Source organism: Candidatus Pseudomonas phytovorans, from assembly GCA_029202525.1.
Taxonomy (GTDB): Bacteria; Pseudomonadota; Gammaproteobacteria; order Pseudomonadales; family Pseudomonadaceae; genus Aquipseudomonas; species Aquipseudomonas phytovorans.
Window position 1 is genome coordinate 1,982,522 of the sequence record CP119325.1, and the last position, 17,149, is coordinate 1,999,670.

Annotated in this window: 16 protein-coding genes; 11 read left to right on the top strand and 5 right to left on the bottom strand. The window is 62.1% G+C overall.

Annotated features, from left to right (window positions below; translation table 11 throughout):
• Nucleotides 1–32: 32 nt before the first annotated feature.
• Nucleotides 33–572, top strand: coding sequence for a molybdenum cofactor biosynthesis protein B (gene moaB / locus P0Y58_08870; GenBank protein ID WEK32288.1), 540 nt, complete (start codon nt 33–35; stop codon nt 570–572).
• Nucleotides 573–702: 130 nt separating this feature from the next.
• Here moaB and P0Y58_08875 read toward each other — a convergent pair whose 3' ends face one another.
• Entirely contained in the window at nt 703–1,602 is a 900-nt protein-coding gene (locus P0Y58_08875; protein ID WEK32289.1) for a bestrophin family protein, read from the bottom strand.
• 20 nt (nt 1,603–1,622) lie between these two features.
• Nucleotides 1,623–2,627, bottom strand: coding sequence for a GTP 3',8-cyclase MoaA (gene moaA / locus P0Y58_08880; protein WEK32290.1), 1,005 nt, complete (start codon nt 2,625–2,627; stop codon nt 1,623–1,625).
• A 242-nt stretch (nt 2,628–2,869) separates the two neighbouring features.
• Here moaA and P0Y58_08885 point away from each other — a divergent pair, with 242 nt between their 5' ends.
• A complete protein-coding gene (locus P0Y58_08885) occupies nt 2,870–5,200 on the top strand; it encodes an FdhF/YdeP family oxidoreductase (protein WEK32291.1) in 2,331 nt (776 codons plus the stop codon).
• Nucleotides 5,201–5,316: 116 nt separating this feature from the next.
• On the opposite strand, the gene P0Y58_08890 is transcribed toward P0Y58_08885, so the two are convergent.
• Nucleotides 5,317–5,778 (bottom strand): Lrp/AsnC family transcriptional regulator, encoded by a 462-nt coding sequence (locus P0Y58_08890; protein WEK32292.1) that lies wholly within the window; start codon nt 5,776–5,778, stop codon nt 5,317–5,319.
• 92 nt (nt 5,779–5,870) lie between these two features.
• On the opposite strand from P0Y58_08890, the gene P0Y58_08895 reads away from it, so the two are divergent.
• Nucleotides 5,871–7,055 carry an aminotransferase class I/II-fold pyridoxal phosphate-dependent enzyme gene (locus P0Y58_08895; protein WEK33297.1) on the top strand — a complete coding sequence of 395 codons (1,185 nt, stop codon included), beginning with the start codon at nt 5,871–5,873 and terminating at the stop codon, nt 7,053–7,055.
• 161 nt (nt 7,056–7,216) lie between these two features.
• On the opposite strand, the gene P0Y58_08900 is transcribed toward P0Y58_08895, so the two are convergent.
• A complete protein-coding gene (locus tag P0Y58_08900) occupies nt 7,217–7,453 on the bottom strand; it encodes a YdcH family protein (protein ID WEK32293.1) in 237 nt (78 codons plus the stop codon).
• 251 nt (nt 7,454–7,704) lie between these two features.
• Between P0Y58_08900 and P0Y58_08905 the strand changes: the two genes are divergently transcribed.
• The 4 genes from P0Y58_08905 (at nt 7,705) to P0Y58_08920 (ending at nt 11,853) form a co-directional block, all read left to right on the top strand.
• Nucleotides 7,705–9,342: a phosphoethanolamine--lipid A transferase gene (locus P0Y58_08905; GenBank protein ID WEK32294.1), complete on the top strand. Its 1,638-nt coding sequence runs from the start codon at nt 7,705–7,707 to the stop codon at nt 9,340–9,342.
• A 152-nt stretch (nt 9,343–9,494) separates the two neighbouring features.
• Nucleotides 9,495–10,628 carry a ribonuclease D gene (rnd, locus tag P0Y58_08910; GenBank protein ID WEK32295.1) on the top strand — a complete coding sequence of 378 codons (1,134 nt, stop codon included), beginning with the start codon at nt 9,495–9,497 and terminating at the stop codon, nt 10,626–10,628.
• A complete protein-coding gene (locus P0Y58_08915; protein ID WEK32296.1) occupies nt 10,625–10,918 on the top strand; it encodes a YcgL domain-containing protein in 294 nt (97 codons plus the stop codon). Before rnd ends, P0Y58_08915 begins: the two co-directional genes overlap by 4 nt.
• Nucleotides 10,919–10,920: 2 nt before the next feature.
• Entirely contained in the window at nt 10,921–11,853 is a 933-nt protein-coding gene (locus P0Y58_08920) for a D-2-hydroxyacid dehydrogenase (GenBank protein ID WEK32297.1), read from the top strand.
• A gap of 130 nt (nt 11,854–11,983) precedes the next feature.
• Here P0Y58_08920 and P0Y58_08925 read toward each other — a convergent pair whose 3' ends face one another.
• Nucleotides 11,984–12,577: a nitroreductase family protein gene (locus P0Y58_08925; protein ID WEK32298.1), complete on the bottom strand. Its 594-nt coding sequence runs from the start codon at nt 12,575–12,577 to the stop codon at nt 11,984–11,986.
• Between the two features lie 143 nt (nt 12,578–12,720).
• Between P0Y58_08925 and P0Y58_08930 the strand changes: the two genes are divergently transcribed.
• The 4 genes from P0Y58_08930 (at nt 12,721) to P0Y58_08945 (ending at nt 17,101) form a co-directional block, all read left to right on the top strand.
• Nucleotides 12,721–13,170, top strand: a complete 450-nt coding sequence (locus P0Y58_08930) for a YcgN family cysteine cluster protein (GenBank protein ID WEK32299.1) — start codon at nt 12,721–12,723, stop codon at nt 13,168–13,170.
• Between the two features lie 41 nt (nt 13,171–13,211).
• On the top strand, nt 13,212–14,420 hold the full coding sequence (locus P0Y58_08935) for a hypothetical protein (GenBank protein ID WEK32300.1): 1,209 nt from the start codon (nt 13,212–13,214) through the stop codon (nt 14,418–14,420).
• A gap of 257 nt (nt 14,421–14,677) precedes the next feature.
• Nucleotides 14,678–16,075: a GABA permease gene (gene gabP / locus P0Y58_08940; protein WEK32301.1), complete on the top strand. Its 1,398-nt coding sequence runs from the start codon at nt 14,678–14,680 to the stop codon at nt 16,073–16,075.
• A gap of 309 nt (nt 16,076–16,384) precedes the next feature.
• The gene (locus P0Y58_08945) at nt 16,385–17,101 is read left to right on the top strand and encodes a GntR family transcriptional regulator (protein ID WEK32302.1); all 717 of its coding nucleotides are present in this window, start codon (nt 16,385–16,387) and stop codon (nt 17,099–17,101) included.
• Nucleotides 17,102–17,149 lie beyond the last annotated feature (48 nt).

Below are 17,149 nucleotides of genomic sequence, written 5' to 3' on the forward strand. Positions count from 1 at the left end.
CGTGGCGACAATGCCATTCAAGGAGCTTCACCGTGCGCGTCCAACCCGATGCGGTCTTCGTACCGCTGAACATCGCCGTGCTGACCGTCAGCGACACCCGTACCTACGACAACGACACCTCCGGCGAGCTGCTGGCCAGCCGGTCGGTAGAGATCGGCCACCGCCTGGTGGCGCGGGCGTTGCTCAAAGACGACCTGTACAAGATCCGCGCCCAGGTCGCCACCTGGATTGCCGACGAGCAGGTGCAGGTGGTGCTGATCACCGGGGGTACCGGCTTTACCGAGCGTGACAGCACACCGGAGGCGGTCGAGTGCCTGCTGGACAAGCGCATCGATGGTTTTGGCGAGCTGTTCCGAGCGTTGTCGATTCTGGATATCGGCACCTCGACCGTGCAGAGTCGGGCGTTGGCCGGGTTGTCCAATAGAACGCTGGTGTGCTGCCTGCCGGGGTCGACTGGCGCCTGCCGCACGGCTTGGGAAGGGATTCTGGCCGAGCAGTTGGATGCCCGGCACCGGCCTTGTAACTTCGTCAAACACCTGCTGCCGATCGAGGCCTGTGCGAGCCGGGGTTGAGGGTTCTCCTGTGCTGGCCCTTTCGCGGGTGAACCCGCTCCCACAGGGACCGCGCAAATCTTGAGGCTTGCGCTGTACCTGTGGGAGCGGGTTTACCCGCGAAGAGGCCAGCACAGGCACCCACAAAAAATCAGCTCAATACATACCCCACCGGCAACAACGCCGGCGGCAGCTGCTGTTCACCCAACCCCGCCAGCACATCACGCTCCACGGTCCGCACCATGGCGTCGGTCGGCAGGTCGTTCTCATCCCGCCCGAACGGGTCCTCCAGCTCGTTGCCAATCGCATCCAGCCCGAAGAACGTGTACCCCACGATGGTGGTGAACAGCGGCGCCAGCCAGCCCAGCGGCTCGGCCAGGGCAAACGGCAGCAGCAGGCAGAAAATGTAGATGGTGCGGTGCAGCAGCAGCGTGTAGGGGAACGGCAAGGGTGTGAACTTGATCCGCTCGCAGGTGGCCTGTACCTCGGTCAGGCCTACCAGTCGCTGCTCCAGCAGGCTGTAGCGCCAATCGCTGATCTGCTGCTGGGCGGCCAACCGTGAACAGTGCTCGCCAATCTCGCGCAGGATGCCATCGCACACATTGTGCGGGCTGATGCCTTCAGGGCGGGCCAGCCAAGGCCGGGCAGCAGCAAGATCATCCTCGCTACGCAGCCGTGCATTCAGTGCATGGGCAAAGCCGCACAGGCTGCGCAGCAGTTCGTTACGCAGTTTGTCATCGGTAATCACCACGCTTTCACGCACGAACGAGCGGGTTTCGATGATCAGCTTGCCCCAGGCCTTGCGCCCCTCCCACCAACGGTCGTAGCAGGCGTTGTTGCGAAAGCTCATGAAAATCGACAGCGACAGGCCCAGCAATGTGAACGGTGTGGCGCTGACCGGGTAGAAAAATGAGGGAAAGTGGCGCTCGACCAACACGATCAACGCGGCCAGCAGGGTCACCATCAGGCAGCGTAAAGCGATGCGCTTGACGATCGATCCCTTGAGGGTGAACAGCACACGGAAAACATCGGGGTTTGGGTGGACAATCATGGAAATCCAGAGACGGCCGCTTAGCCGCCGGTCATGTTCATGAAGCGCAGGATCTGCACGTGGCCACCGACTTCGAAGTGATGGCGGTAGGGCTTGAGGTGCAGCGAGTCGCGGATGGCCTTTTCAAGGCGTTCGGCGTTACCGGGGTGAGCGCGCAGCACCTGCTTCAGGTCCACCGAGTGTTCGTTGCCCAGGCACAGTAACAGGCGGCCTTCGACCGTCAGGCGCACGCGGTTGCAGGTGGCGCAGAAGTTGTGGCTGTGTGGCGAGATGAAGCCGACCCGGGTGTTTGCGGCTTCGGCCAGGCGCCAGTATCGGGCGGGGCCCTGTGACGACTCGGTCGACTCGACCAAGGTGAATTGTTCGGCCAGCAAGTCGCGGACTTCATCGCTGGAGCAGAACGACTCGCCACGCTCATGCTCGCTGATCACCCCCAGCGGCATTTCTTCGATGAACGTGATGTCGAGTTCGCGATCGATGGCAAAGCGCACCAGGTCGACCAGCTCATGGTCGTTGCGGCCCTTGAGCACCACGCAGTTGAGCTTGGTGCGCGTGAAGCCCGCCTGGCGGGCGGCATCGATACCGGCGATGACCTGGTGCAGGTCGCCTGTGCGGGTCAGTTGCTTGAAACGCTCGGCATCCAGGCTGTCGAGGCTGATATTCAGGCGTGTTACGCCAGCGTCGAACAATGGCTGGGCCAGGCGCCCCAATTGCGAGCCGTTGCTGGTCAGGCACAGTTCGCGCAGGCCGGGCAGGGCGGCGATGCGCCCGCACAGGTCAACGATGCCATGGCGTACCAGCGGCTCGCCGCCGGTCAGGCGGATCTTGCGGGTGCCGAGGGCGACGAAGCGCTCGGCCACCTGGAACAGTTCTTCGAGGCTGAGAATTTGCTGGCGCGGCAGGAACTGCATGTCTTCGGCCATGCAGTACACGCAGCGAAAGTCACAGCGATCCGTGACCGACATCCTGAGGTAGTCGATTTTCCGGTTGAAGCCGTCGATCAGGGCCCGGCTGTTCTGTTCCACGTTCGCGCTCGAATCTGGATGGGGTTGGGACACAACTCCAAGCTATAACCTGGGCGCAGGGCCGTCAAATTGCTTTGTCCGACTGCTTGATCGACGGCCTCTATCACCGCTGCAGGCCCGATGATTCAAAGCTTCCAGCCCATGATCGAAACCGCTTATCACACCGTAAGATCTTTCGATTGGACGCTCAACCCCGCGCTCCATAGGCTGCACAAAAGCATCGCAGCGTGAGGATTCATTGCATGAGCCAGGACGAACACATCAGGGACTACAAAGGCGCCGCCGCCGGCTGGGGTGCGCTGAAAAGCGTGACCAAGAGCTGGCTAGGCAGCGAAAACGCCTTCAAGAACCTGCGGGCCATGCTCAAGACCAACCAGAACGGCGGCTTCGACTGCCCCGGCTGTGCCTGGGGCGAGTCGCCGGAAAGCGACATGGTCAAGTTCTGCGAAAACGGCGCCAAGGCGGTCAACTGGGAAGCGACCGGCCGCTCGGTCGACCCGGCTTTCTTCGCCCGTTACAGCGTCAGTGCGCTGAAGGACCAGACCGACTATTGGCTCGAATACCAAGGCCGCCTCACGCACCCGATGCGCTATGACGCCGCCACCGATCACTATGTCGAAACCACCTGGCAGGAGGCTTTCGAGCTGGTCGCCACGCACCTGCGTGCGCTGCAATCGCCGGATGAAGCCGAGTTCTACACCTCGGGCCGGGCCAGCAACGAGGCGGCGTTCCTCTATCAGCTGTTCGTGCGCGCTTATGGCACCAATAATTTCCCCGATTGCTCGAACATGTGCCACGAAGCCAGCGGCGCGGGCATGTCGGAAACCCTCGGGGTGGGCAAAGGCACTGTCGTTTTCCACGACCTGGAGCTGGCCGACGCGATCTTCGTCATCGGCCAGAACCCTGGCACCAACCACCCGCGCATGCTCGAACCGCTGCGTGAGGCCGTCAAACGTGGTGCCCAGGTGGTCTGCTTCAACCCGCTGAAAGAGCGTGGCCTGGAGCGCTTCCAGCACCCGCAGCACCCGTTCGAAATGCTCAGCAACGGCTCCGAGCCGACTTCCAGCGCCTACTTCCGCCCGGCCCTGGGCGGTGACATGGCAGCCATGCGTGGCATTGCCAAATTCCTGTTGCAGTGGGAGCGCGAAGCCCAGGCCAAAGGCGAGCCGGCGGTGTTCGACCATGCCTTCATCGCCGAGCACACCAGCGGTGTCGATGACTACCTGAAGGCGGTAGATGCCACATCCTGGGAGCACATCGTCAAGCAGTCGGGCCTGACCCTGGCCGAGATCGAGCTGGCCGCGCGCATGTACCGCAAGGCCGAGCGGGTCATCATGTGCTGGGCCATGGGCGTCACCCAGCATCGCCATTCGGTGCCGACCGTACAGGAAATCGTCAACCTGCAATTGCTGCGCGGCAACGTCGGCAAGCCCGGCGCCGGCCTGTCGCCGGTGCGCGGCCACAGCAACGTGCAAGGCGACCGCACCATGGGTATCGACGAAAAGCCCAAGCCGGCGCTGCTCGATGCCATCGAAAAACGCTTCCAGTTCCGAGTGCCTCGCGCCCATGGGCACAACGCGGTGCTGGCGATCAAGGCCATGGAGGAGAGGCGCGCCAAGGTGTTCATCGCCCTGGGCGGCAACTTTGCCCAAGCCACCCCAGACACCCCGCGCACCCACGCAGCACTGCAGAACTGCGCGCTGACCGTGCAGATTTCGACCAAGCTGAACCGCTCGCACCTGGTCACCGGCCGCGATGCGTTGATCCTGCCGTGCCTGGGCCGGACTGAAATCGACCTGCAGGCCGAAGGGCCGCAAGGCGTGACCGTGGAGGACACCTTCAGCATGGTGCATATCTCCAACGGCCAGTTGCGCCCACGCTCGCCACACATGCGTTCGGAGCCGTGGATTGTCGCCGGCATGGCCAAGGCCACGCTGGGCAACCAGCCGATCGACTGGGAATATGCGGTGGCTGATTACGACCGCATTCGCGACATGATCGCCGACGTCATTCCCGGTTTCGCCGGTTTCAACGAGCGCCTGAATAGCCCGGGCGGGTTCCACCTGGGCAACAACGCCGCCGATCGCAACTTCCGCACAGCCACGGGCAAGGCCCGGTTCATGCCCCACGCACTGCCGGAGGAACTGATCAACGCCAAGGTGCTGGCCCGTGGTGACAAGCCCGACCTGATCCTGCAGACCCTGCGTTCGCATGACCAGTACAACACCACCCTGTATGGCCTGGATGACCGTTACCGCGGGGTGTTCGGCCTGCGTGAAGTGGTGTTCGTCAACGAGGCCGACATCCGCCGCCTGGGCTTTGAGCCGGGCGAGAACGTGGACTTGGTGTCGTTGTGGGAGGATGGCGTGGAACGGCGGGTTTCAGGGTTCCGACTGGTGGCGTATGACGTGCCCGAGGGGCAGGCGGCGGCGTACTACCCAGAGACCAACCCGCTGGTGCCGCTGGAGAGTTATGGTGTGGGGACGTATACGCCGACGTCGAAGTTTGTGGCGATCAAGGTCGAGAAAGCCAAGGCAGGGAACCGAATCGCGGCGGTGTTGGCCGCGGATTGACGGGTTGACTGTACTGGCCTCTTCGCGGGTGAACCCGCTCCCACAGGGTCCCCACAGCTCTTGAGGTTCAGGTGATCCTGTGGGAGCGGGTTCACCCGCGAAGAATCCAGCAGCGATCAGGAACGGTTCACCGGATAAGCCGTGGTGTATTTCATCTGCTCCATGGCAAAACTGGAAGTGATGTTCGACAGCCCGTCAGTACTGGTAATCAGTTTTTTGTAGAACCGGTCGTACGCCGCGATATCCCCCACCACTACCCGCAACATGTAGTCCCAGTCCCCCGACATGCGGTAGAACTCCATCACTTCCTCGAACCCTGTCACCGTCACGGCAAACTGTTCCAGCCATGCACTGTCGTGGCGCTGGGTCTTTAGCTGGACGAACACGGTAAGCCCCAGCCCCAGCCGTTCAGGGTCCAGCAGGGCGACGCGACCGAGAATGTAGCCGTCCTCCTCCAGGCGCTTGACCCGCTTCCAGCACGGTGTGGTGGACAGGTTGACGGCCTCGGCCAGGTCCTTGAGCGAGATCGACGCATCGCGCTGAAGCAGGGTAAGAATGTGCTGGTCGAAACTGTCCATATCGCGCGCGGGCCGTGTAGAAAAATTTTTCACAGATTACCCCAAGGCCAGAAGAATTGGGTTGTGCGATAGTGGCAACTTTCACTCTGCCAATGGGCCCGACCATGTCCGACAAGCCGCGCAATTTCGCCACCCGTACCATTCACGCCGGCGAGCAGTTCAGCGTCGCCGAAAACGCCATTTTCCCGGCCATCGTCACCGCCAGCTCGTTCACCAAGCGCAGCCTGGACGACAAGCCGGAGTACTCCTACAGCCGCGTCGGCAACCCCACCCGGCATGCCTACGAAACCTGTGTCGCCGCGCTGGAAGAGGGCGTGGGTGCCGTAGCTTGCGCCTCGGGGGTAAATGCCACCGCCACGGTACTGGAGCTGCTGCCCAAAGATGCCCACGTCGTCGTGATGAACGGCGTGTACGGCGGCACCTTCCGGATTCTGGAGGACTACCGCAGCCGCACCTCGGGCCTGACCACCACCTATGTCGACCTTAACGACCTTGAGGCCGTGGCAGCGGCTATCAAGCCGGAAACCCAGCTGATCTGGATCGAATCGCCGACCAACCCGCTGCTACACCTGGTCGACATCAAGGCGGTGTGCGATCTGGCCAAGGCGCGGGGTATTCTCACCTGCATCGACAACACTTTCTGCTCACCGTGGAACCAGCGCCCGATCACCCTGGGCGTAGACCTGGTGATGCACTCGGCCAGCAAGTACATCGGAGGCCACTCCGACCTGACCGGTGGTGTGGTAGTGGCGGCCAATGATGCGCTGCTGGCACGCCTGCGCCGCATCAGCATGGCGATTGGCGCGGTGCAGGGGCCATTTGACTGCTACCTTGCCCTGCGCGGCCTGAAGACCCTGGATGTGCGCATGGAGCGCCAGTGCGCCAATGCCCTGCAGGTGGCTCGCTTCCTTGAAGGGCATGCGCAGATCGAGCAGGTGTATTACCCAGGCCTGGAAAGCCACCCTCAGCACGAACTGTGCAAACGCCAGATGCGCAGCGGCGGGGCGGTGGTGGCGATGAAGGTCAAGGGCGACCGCGCCGCGCTCAACCGCCTGGTGGAGGCGTTGCAGATTTTTGTGCTGGCCGACTCGTTGGGCGGGGTGGAGAGCATGATCAACCACTCGTGGACCATGTCGCACTGCTCGCTGAGCCCGGAGCAGAAAGGGGTGATGGGTATCAGCGAGAACCTGCTGCGGTTGTCGATGGGGATCGAGGATTACCGCGATCTGGTCGAGGATCTGGATGGGGCGCTGAAAGCGCTGGTTTCTGGCGCGTAATGATGAGGCTATAGCAGTCCCTGTAGGAGCGGCCTTGTGTCGCGATGGGCTGCGTAGCAGCCCCAAAATCTATGTCTGTGCCGAGATTTCTGGGGCTGCTACGCAGCCCATCGCGACACAAGGCCGCTCCTACAAGGAGCCGTGCAGGCTTGTGGCGCCAGTCAGGATTTCGTCGGATGGATGATCCCTTCGATCTTGTCCTTGATCAGCAGCCGCTCCTTGCGCAGGCCGGTGACGGTCTCGTCACTTTTACCGTTACCTTCGGCGGCGACCACCTCCTTGTCCTTGGCGTTGTATTCCTTGTGCAGCGAGTGCAGCGTCTGGTCCTTGTCAATGAGCGCCTGGAATGCATCAGCGGTAATGTGCAGGTCAGCGAGCAGATCATGCGGAACTGGCATTTCTTCACCTCTGTCAGGGTTGTCGGTAAGGTCATGACCACTGAGGATAGCCGCGTTTGCGCAGGCTTGTGACCGCCGCGAGCCTGAATGGCAGCTGAATGCTTTTCACGTATTTGATAAAAGTCGCTGCTTCACGAAATTGTTACCGTCTTTTTCACAAAAAATTGATGACGCACTTTCTAGAGTTCGCCCAACTTTCCCACGTGCCCTCCGGCCTTGGGGCTGATAATCACTCTTGATTGCGAACTCCGATGCTCAACTTCAAATCCCTGCGGACTGAATGGGTCACGCTGCTGGCCAGCCTTTACCTGCTGATTGGCTTGAACATGTTCCTCTGGGAGCACTTGCAAGCGGTGGTGCCCGCCGGCCTGTCGGGGCTTTGGCTGAGCCTGGCGTTTGCCGTGCTGATGTTGTTTGCCTTCAACCTCATCCTCACATTGGTTGCCTTCCGATATGTATTGAAGCCAGTACTTATCGTGTTGTTCATGAGTGGCGCGGGTGTGGCTTACTTCATGAACCAGTACGGTGTACTTATTGATGCCGGCATGTTCCGCAATATGGCAGAGACCAATGTTGCCGAAGTGCGCGATCTGATGTCGCTGAAGTTTGCCGCCTACTTGCTGCTGTTGGGTGTATTGCCGTCGGTGCTGCTGTGGAAGGCGCGGATTGCCTATCGCCCCTGGCACCGCGAGCTGTTGGGCAAGCTGGTGGTCAGTGGTGCCTGCGTAGTGGCCCTGGGCTCTGTAGCGCTGGTCAATTATCAAGGCTTGTCGTCGCTGTTTCGCAACCACCACGAACTGCGCCTGATGCTGACCCCGAGCAATATCGTCGGGGCCTCCATTGGTTATGTCAGCGAGCGTGTCGGTACGGCCTCGCGCCCGTTCCAGAGTTACGGCGAAGATGCCAGGCGTGATGCCGCCTGGCAAAAACATGAGCGCAAGTCGCTGACGGTGCTGGTAGTGGGTGAAAGTGCCCGTGCAGACCATTTCGGCGTGCTGGGCTATGACCGCGATACCACCCCGAACCTGGCCAAGGAGCAGGGCCTGCTGGCGTTTTCCGATGTGCATTCTTGCGGTACGGAAACGGCGGTGTCGGTGCCGTGCATGTTCTCGGGCATGAAGCGCAAGGACTACGATGCTCGCGTGGCGAAGAACCGCGAAGGGCTGCTGGACATCCTGCAGCGTGCCGGCCTGGCCGTGCAGTGGCGTGACAACCAGTCGGGCTGCAAAGGTACCTGCGACCGCGTGCAGTTTATTGATGTCAGCAACCTCAAGGACCCCCAGCTGTGCGCCAATGGCGAATGCCATGACCAGATCCTGCTGCAAGGGCTGGACGAGCTGATCGACAACCTCGACAAGGATACCGTGCTGGTGCTGCACCAGATGGGCAGCCATGGCCCGGAATACTTCAAGCGCTACCCCAGTGGCGGCGAGCGCTTCACGCCGGTGTGCCAGAGCAACGCGCTGAACCAGTGCAACGAACAGGAGATCATCAACGGTTATGACAACACTCTGGTCTATACCGACAAGGTGCTGGCTTCGCTGATCGACACCTTGCGCAGCAAGCAGGACAAGGTCGATACGGCCATGATTTATCTGTCCGACCATGGCGAGTCGCTGGGCGAGTACAACCTGTTCCTGCACGGCACGCCTTACGCCATCGCCCCAGAGCAGCAGAAACACGTGCCGTTGCTGACCTGGTTCTCCGACAGCTACAAGGAGGACTTCGGCATCGACTCCGACTGCCTGGCCAAGCTCAGCGATGCCCCCTTGTCGCAGGACAACCTGTTCCATTCCATGCTCGGCCTGTTACAGGTGCACACCGAGCTCTACCAGCAGTCGCTGGACATGTTCGCCAGCTGCCGGCCCTGGCTGGCCGCCAAGCGCTGAAGCCAGTCGCGTGTCATGCAACCTTGCCCGCTCCCACAGGGGCCGCACGCGCGTGCAAAACTGCACCACTGATCGATATCAAGGATGGCCCGGGTTTCACCAGCAGTGCCCGCGCCGTATATACTGCGCGCCAATGTTAGTGGGAGAGCCTCGTGGCCATTGAAATACACTGGATCCGTGACGACCAGAGCCTGGCCGAACACTGCCGCGACTGGCGCCAACTGCCCTACGTCGCCGTTGACACCGAATTCATGCGGGTCGACACCTTCTACCCGAAAGCCGGGCTGATCCAGATCGGTGACGGCCAGCGGGCCTTCCTGATCGACCCGCTGCTGGTCGGCAACTGGCAACCCTTGGCCGACCTGCTGGAAGACAGCGGTGTGGTCAAGGTGCTGCATGCCTGCAGCGAAGACCTTGAGGTGCTGCTGCGCCTGACCGGCAAGCTGCCGCAGCCGTTGTTCGACACCCAGCTGGCTGCCGGCTACCTGAACCTGGGCTTCTCCATGGGTTATTCGCGTCTGGTGCAGGAAGTGCTGGGCATCGAACTGCCCAAGGGTGAGACCCGTTCCGATTGGCTGCAGCGCCCGCTCTCGGAAACCCAGGTCAGCTATGCCGCCGAGGATGCCGTGCACCTGGCCGAGCTGTTCACCGCGCTGCGCCCGCGTTTGTCTGACGACAAGTACGCCTGGGTGCTGGAAGACGGCGCCGAGCTGGTGGCGGCATTGCGCCGTGAGGTCGAACCCGAAAGCCTGTACCGCGACGTCAAGCTCGCCTGGAAGCTGGCCCCCCAGCAACTGGCGGTGCTGCGCGAACTGTGCGCATGGCGCGAACGCGAAGCGCGCAGCCGCGATGTGCCGCGTAACCGCATCCTCAAGGAGCACTCGTTGTGGCCAATAGCCAAGAGCCAGCCGAACAACCTGTCGGCGCTGGCCAAGATCGACGAGATGCACCCGCGCACCATTCGCCAGGACGGTGAGTTCCTGATCCAGCTGATCAAGCGCGCCGGCAGCCTGCCTGCCGAGCAGTGGCCCGCGCCCTTGCCCGAGCCATTGCCGATCGAGGCTGCCGGTGTACTCAAGCAGCTGCGTGCCATCGGCCAGGCCGAAGGCGAGCGCCTGGGGATTACCCCCGAGCTGATGCTGCGCAAGAAAGCCCTGGAGGCGCTGCTCAAGAGCGGTTACCCCAATGGCCCATATCAACTGCCCGATTCGCTGCGCGGCTGGCGCCGTGAGCGCATGGGCCAGGCCCTGCTCGACAACCTGGCAGGCGCCGGAGAGACCCGATGAAACGCATTTGCTCGATCTACAAGAGCCCCCGCAAGAACGAAATGTACCTGTACGTGCTCAAGGCTGACGGCCTGGAGCGCGTGCCCGAAGGCCTGCTGCCAGCGTTTGGCACCCCCATGCATGCCTTCGATCTGGTACTGAGCCCCGAGCGCAAGCTGGCCCGCGAGGACATCACCAAGGTACTGGAGAACCTCGACAACCAAGGCTACCACCTGCAGATGCCGCCGCTGGAAGATGAGTACATCGAGCACCTGCCCGAAGAGCTGCTGCGCCGTAACGACCCGGTCTGACCATGCGTGTACTGATTGCTGAGCAGGACCATGCTCGTTACGCCGGGCTTCTAAGCGAAGCCGCGCCAGACCTGGATATCTTCACCAGCGCCGACTCCGCCGAACTGGCCCGGCAGGCGCAGCAGTGCCCGGTGTGGCTGGGCCAGCCGGACCTGCTGGCGACCTTGCTGCGCCAGGGCCACAAGCCGGCCTGGATGCAGTCGACGTGGGCCGGTATCACGCCGTTGCTGGCCGATGGCCTGCCGCGTGACTATCGCCTGACCCGTGCGGTGGGCATCTTCGGCCAGGTGATGGCCGAATACATGCTGACCTACATGCTTGGCCATGAACGCGAGGTGCTGTCGCGCCTGGTCAGCCAGGTTGAGCGGCGCTGGGATGACCGCCCGGGGCGCACGCTGGAGGGGCGCAAGGTGCTGATTGTCGGCACCGGCGACATTGGCCAGCGGGTGGCCGAGTTCCTGCAACCGTTTGGTGTGGTGCTTTACGGTGTAGCCAGTAGCGCCCGGGAGCAGGCACCGTTTGTCGAGGTGGCGGCCCTGGCCGACCTGCCGCGCATGGTTGGCCAGGCCGACTACGTGCTCAACCTGCTGCCGGATACCCCGGCCACGCATGATCTGTATGACGCTGCGCTGTTCAAATGCTTCCAGCCGACCACGCTGTTCATCAATGCCGGGCGTGGCGTGGCGGTGGTCGATGCTGATCTGGTCGAGGCCCTGAAGGAAGGGCATCTGGCGGGGGCGGTGATCGATGTCTGCCGGCAGGAGCCGCTGCCCAGGCAGCATCCGTTCTGGACTGCATGGGGATTGCTGCTGACCGGGCACAGTTCCGCGCCCACCTCGCCGGTGGCGATGGTGCGGTTGTTTGTCGAGAATGTGCGGGCTTATGAAGCAGGGCAGGGGTTGCGGGGTGAAGTGGATTTTGCGAAGGGCTACTGATTTGTAGTGCCTGCACTGGCCCAATCGCCGGCAAGCCAGCTCCCACAGGTACTGCACAGAATCTGAAAACTGTGGGGTACTTGTGGGAGCTGGCTTGCCGGCGATTGGGCCGGTACAGGCTACACAAGGCTTACAGGCTGAAATCACCCTCGGCAGCCAGTTCGCTCAATGGCTTGCGCGGGCTCGGTACTTCACGCGATTGCAGCGCTTCATCCAGGCTGGCCTTGTCACCCAGCTTGCCGATGGCCACCATGGCATGCAGCACATAGCCCTCCGGAATCTTCAGTTCCTGACGCGCCAGGTCCTGGTCGAAACCGGCCATGCCATGGGTATGCCAGCCGCTGATGCTGGCTTGCAGCGCCAGGTGGCCCCAGGCGGAGCCGGTGTCGAAGGTGTGCCACAGTGCCGGTTTTTCTTCGGTGGCGCCCGGGGCGGCGAAGGTGGTCTTGGAAATCACCAGCACCAGCGCCGATGCCTGTTGCGCCCAGCTGCGGTTGAAGGGCACCAGCAAGCTCAGGAAACGCTCCCAGTTTGGCGTGTCACGCCGGGCATACAGGAAGCGCCAAGGCTGCGAGTTGTACGCCGACGGTGCCCAGCGTGCGGCTTCCAGGAAGCTCAGCAGGGTCTCTTCGCTGATCGGCTCGGCAGTGAAGGCGCGTGGCGACCAGCGGTTGATGAACTGTTCGTTGATGGCGTAATCGGCAATGCGGGGGTTGGCGCTCATTACAGCTCCTGCAAACGGACGGGAAACCCGCACGCTACTGCGTCCCGTCGCGACTGACAAGCGGTCTGGCTTTGCCGAAGGCCAGGCTCTAGACTGGCGCCGCCGCGCGCCGTGGCCACAAGATGAATGCAGGAAACCGTGTGATGATCGCTGAAAACGCGCCGTTCTGGCGGCGCAAGACCCTCGAACAACTCAGCCCGCAAGAGTGGGAGTCGCTGTGCGACGGCTGCGGCCTGTGCTGCCTGCAAAAGCTTGAGGACGAGGACGACAACAGCGTTTATTACACGCGCATCGCCTGCAAGCTGCTGGACCTGGATACCTGCCAGTGCAGCGACTACCCAAACCGCTTTGCCCACGTGCCGGACTGCATCCAGCTTACCCCGGGCAAGGCTGACCAGTTCACGTGGCTGCCGAGTACCTGCGGCTACCGCCTGGTCAGCGAGGGCAAGGACCTGCCGGCCTGGCATCATCTGGTCTGCGGCGATCGCCAGCAGGTCCATGAACAGCGCATTTCCCAGTCGGGGCGTATGCTCAGGGAGCAGGATGTGCACGAAGACGACTGGGAAGACCACCTGATCTTCCGCGCCAGCTGACCGGTGCGGCCCGCTGCCACGGGGAAACAAGGAGTTTCTGTATGCGTTGCCAGCTGTTTTTGCTGTTGGGCCTGATGGCCAGTTCGCCAGCCTGGGCGAAAAAGGTCGACCTTGACTACCAGGTGCGCCTGCTGCCAGCCACTGGCCAGGCCGAAGTCCGCCTCACCTTGGCTGAAGGCAGTGCTGTGCGCAGCCTCGACTTTGACCTGGGCAAGGCCGGGGTTTTCAGCGGCTTCCAGGCCGATGGCCAATGGCAATTGCAGGGGCAGCGCGGCGTGTGGCGGCCCGCAGCCGGCAAAACCAGCCTCAGCTACCGTGTGCAGCTGGACCAGAAGCTTGCCAGCGGTGCCTACTCGTCGCGAATCACCCCGCACTGGGCGCTGTTCCTCGGCGACCAGCTGGTACCGCCTGCGCGGCTCGATCAGCAAGATGGCACCGAGCTGGTGGCGCGCCTGGCCTTCGACCTGCCCGAGGGCTGGAAGAGCATCGAGACGTCCTGGCCGCGCATTGGCAAGGACAAGTTCCGCATCGACAACGTTTCGCGCCTGTTCGACCGCCCGACGGGCTGGATGCTGGCCGGCGACCTTGGCAGCCGCCGTGCCCGCCTGGGCGATACCGAGGTAACTGTGGCTGCACCGGTCGGGCAGGGCATGCGGCGCATGGACAGCCTGACCTTGCTGACCTATGTGTGGCCGCAGTTGCAGGCGGTGTTCCCGCGTAACCCGCCAAAGCTGCTGCTGGTTGGTGCCCGTGACGGCATGTGGCGCGGGGCGATGGCCGCGCAGGGGTCGCTGTACCTGCACAGCGCCCGGCCGATGGTCAGCGAGAATGGCAGCAGCCCGTTGTTGCGGGAAGTGGTGCAGTTGTTTGCGCAAATTCGTGGGCGTGATGGCAGTGACTGGCTGGTGGAAAGCCTGACCGACTACTACGCCAGCGAGTTGCTGCGCCGTTCCGGCGGGGTGAGCGATGACCGCTACCAGGCGTGGCAGGCCCGCCTGAGCAAGCAGGGCGCCAAGGTCACCCACCTCAAGGGCGAGCGCGCAAGCCCCGCTCAGGTGGCCCGCGGGGTGATCCTGCTGCAGGCACTGGACAAGGAAATCCGCATTCACACTCAGGCCAAGCGCTCGCTCGATGACGTAGTGCGTGGGCTGATGCGCCTGCCCAGCGTGAGCACCGAAGACTTCGTGCAAATCAGCGAGAACGTGCTGGGGCGGCGCTCCGAAGTGCTGCAAAGCAAGGCACTGCGCTAGCGGTCTCTATCACCTGTACTGGCCTCTTCGCGGGTGAACCCGCTCCCACAGGGTTCTCACTGCCATTAACAACCCAAGGCTCTGCCATGGGCCTCTCAGAAGTGCCAATGTCATTTATGGTCAAGTGCGTGGCGGATCCAGTCAACTTGACCGCCCCCTAGCTGGCGTACCGTGAGCGGGCGCGAAGCTCATCCACGCTGGGTTTCGATCCAGGAGCTTCACGTCCCCCCACAAAGAAAACAAAAGCAGGGATCAGGATGACAATGACAAGCGCGAGTGGCGCCGGCAATCAGCTGGCGCAAGGCTTCAAGCAACGCCATGTGACCATGCTCTCCATCGCCGGGGTGATCGGTGCCGGGTTGTTCATCGGCTCCGGGCACGCCATCGCGGCGGCCGGCCCTTCGGCCATCGTCGCTTACGCCCTGGCCGGTGCGCTGGTGGTACTGGTGATGCGTATGCTCGGGGAAATGGCCGTCGCCAGCCCCGATACCGGTTCGTTCTCCACTTACGCCGACCGCGCCATCGGCCGCTGGGCCGGTTTTACCATCGGTTGGTTGTACTGGTGGTTCTGGGTGCTGGTAATTCCCATCGAAGCCATCGCCGCGGGCGTGGTCCTCAACAACTGGTTCCCGCACATTGATGCCTGGTTCTTCGCGCTGAGCATGACTGTGCTGTTGACCGCGACCAACCTGTTCAGCGTGGCCAAATATGGCGAGTTCGAGTTCTGGTTCGCCATGCTCAAGGTCATCGCCATCGTTGCCTTCATCGCCCTGGGTGCGGCAGCGCTGGCCGGCGTATTGCCTGGTCGTGAAGTCAGTGGCCTGCCGCTGCTGCTGACGCAAGAGGGTGGCTTCATGCCCAATGGCTGGACAGCGATCATTGGCGCCTTGCTGACCACCATGTTCAGCTACCTGGGCACGGAAGCTGTGACCATTGCCGCCTCTGAATCGAAAGACCCGGCGCGCAACATCGCCAAGGCCACGCGTTCGGTAATCTGGCGTATCAGTGTGTTCTACCTGCTGTCGATCTTCGTGATCATCTCGGTGGTGCCGTGGAACGACCCGCTGCTGCCGGTGCAGGGCTCCTATCAGCGGGCGCTGGAAATCATGCACATTCCCTACGCCAAGCTGCTGGTTGACATGGTGGTGCTGGTGGCAGTGGCCAGTTGCCTGAACTCGTCCATCTATATTTCCTCACGCATGCTCTACTCGCTGAGCAAGCGTGGCGATGCGCCGGGCTTCATCCAGCGCACCTCGAAGGTGGGCGTGCCGCGTGCGGCGGTGATTGGCAGTACGCTGATCGGCATGCTGGCGACCATCGTCAACTACTTTGCCCCGGCCGAGGTGTTTGCCTTCCTGCTGGCCAGCTCCGGGTCGATTGCCTTGCTGGTGTACCTGGCGATTGCCTTCTCGCAACTGCGCATGCGCGCCATTCTGCAACGGCAGAACGTCGAGATTGCCTTCAAGATGTGGCTGTACCCGTGGCTGACCTATGCCGTGATCGGCTTCATCATCTTTGCCCTGGGCACCATGTTCGTCATGCCCAAGCACCGCATGGAAGTGTCGCTGACCTTTGCCTTGGCGTTGGTCATCCTGGTGTTGGGGGTGGTTACCAGCAGACGGCATGCTCGACAGGAGGCGCTGGCGACTGCTTGATTGCAATAGCTGAGTGATAGAAAGCCATCTGCCTGCAGGTGGCTTTTTTATTTGTGCTGCGGGCGATAGAGCCCCGGCAGGTGGTGAAATGTTGGGCATTTGTCTTGTCTGGTGAATTTTCTGTCCGGTTTGGCAATGCAGCTGCAAGGGTGTTTAATCCCACCCTGGGAGCCCGCTGAAACCCCTAAAAACAAAGGCCCAGACAGATTTCACCGTTCATCTAAAATGCTGTAGACATATTGTCTAACAGTGCCATATAGTCGTTATACAAATAGTAGACATAGCTCTATGACAACAAAGAAGGCCGCCATGAAAGCCAGTGTTCAACCACTCACCGCTGAAGTGCCGCAGGACCGCAAGGCCGTCCTTGCCGAAGCACTGCGCCGCCGGATCCTCAGCATGGAACTGGCCCCGGGCGCCGTGGTGGACGAACTGGCTCTGTGCGACGAATTCGGTTTGTCGCGCCCCCCGGTCCGTGAGCTGCTGCGCCAGATTGCCGCTGAAGGCTACATCGAGCTGGAACCCAACCGCGCGCCCCGCGTCGCCGCGATGAACCACGAGTCGTTGCACAGCTTCTACGTCGCCGCCCCGCTTATCTACGTGGCTACCACCCAGCTGGCTGCCACCTATGCCAGAGCTGACGAAATTGAAGTGCTCAAGGCTATCCAGGCCCAGTTCCGTCAGGCCATCGAAGAGCGGGACGTGGAAAACCGCGTGCTCTACAACGACGCCTTCCACCTGGAAATCGGCAAGATGGCGCACAACGACTATCTGATGCCGAGCCTGCGCCGCCTGCTGATCGACCACACCCGGCTGGGCAAGATTTTCTACCGCCACCCGACCACCGACGACATGCAGCGCGACCTTGAGATCGCCTGTCAGCAGCACGATCAGATTATCGAGGCCATTGAGCGCCGTGACGCCCAGACCGCCGGCCAGCTGGCCCGCGAGCATATGGAGCTGTCACGTCGGCGCATGGCCGAATATGCCGCTCCGCAAGGGTTGGATGTACCTATCCAGATATGAAATACCCGGTCAGGCCGTCGGTGCTGACCACACGACAACGACAAGAAC

Coding starts and splice junctions, on each gene's coding strand:
- P0Y58_08935 (WEK32300.1), top strand. CDS start 13,212: ATGCGTTGCCAGCTGTTTTTGCTGTTGGGCCTGATGGCCAGTTCGCCA.
- P0Y58_08915 (WEK32296.1), top strand. CDS start 10,625: ATGAAACGCATTTGCTCGATCTACAAGAGCCCCCGCAAGAACGAAATG.
- gabP (WEK32301.1), top strand. CDS start 14,678: ATGACAATGACAAGCGCGAGTGGCGCCGGCAATCAGCTGGCGCAAGGC.
- P0Y58_08930 (WEK32299.1), top strand. CDS start 12,721: ATGATCGCTGAAAACGCGCCGTTCTGGCGGCGCAAGACCCTCGAACAA.
- P0Y58_08875 (WEK32289.1), bottom strand. CDS start 1,602: ATGATTGTCCACCCAAACCCCGATGTTTTCCGTGTGCTGTTCACCCTC.
- P0Y58_08900 (WEK32293.1), bottom strand. CDS start 7,453: ATGCCAGTTCCGCATGATCTGCTCGCTGACCTGCACATTACCGCTGAT.
- P0Y58_08895 (WEK33297.1), top strand. CDS start 5,871: ATGGGCCCGACCATGTCCGACAAGCCGCGCAATTTCGCCACCCGTACC.
- P0Y58_08905 (WEK32294.1), top strand. CDS start 7,705: ATGCTCAACTTCAAATCCCTGCGGACTGAATGGGTCACGCTGCTGGCC.
- P0Y58_08945 (WEK32302.1), top strand. CDS start 16,385: ATGAAAGCCAGTGTTCAACCACTCACCGCTGAAGTGCCGCAGGACCGC.
- P0Y58_08885 (WEK32291.1), top strand. CDS start 2,870: ATGAGCCAGGACGAACACATCAGGGACTACAAAGGCGCCGCCGCCGGC.
- P0Y58_08920 (WEK32297.1), top strand. CDS start 10,921: ATGCGTGTACTGATTGCTGAGCAGGACCATGCTCGTTACGCCGGGCTT.
- P0Y58_08925 (WEK32298.1), bottom strand. CDS start 12,577: ATGAGCGCCAACCCCCGCATTGCCGATTACGCCATCAACGAACAGTTC.
- P0Y58_08890 (WEK32292.1), bottom strand. CDS start 5,778: ATGGACAGTTTCGACCAGCACATTCTTACCCTGCTTCAGCGCGATGCG.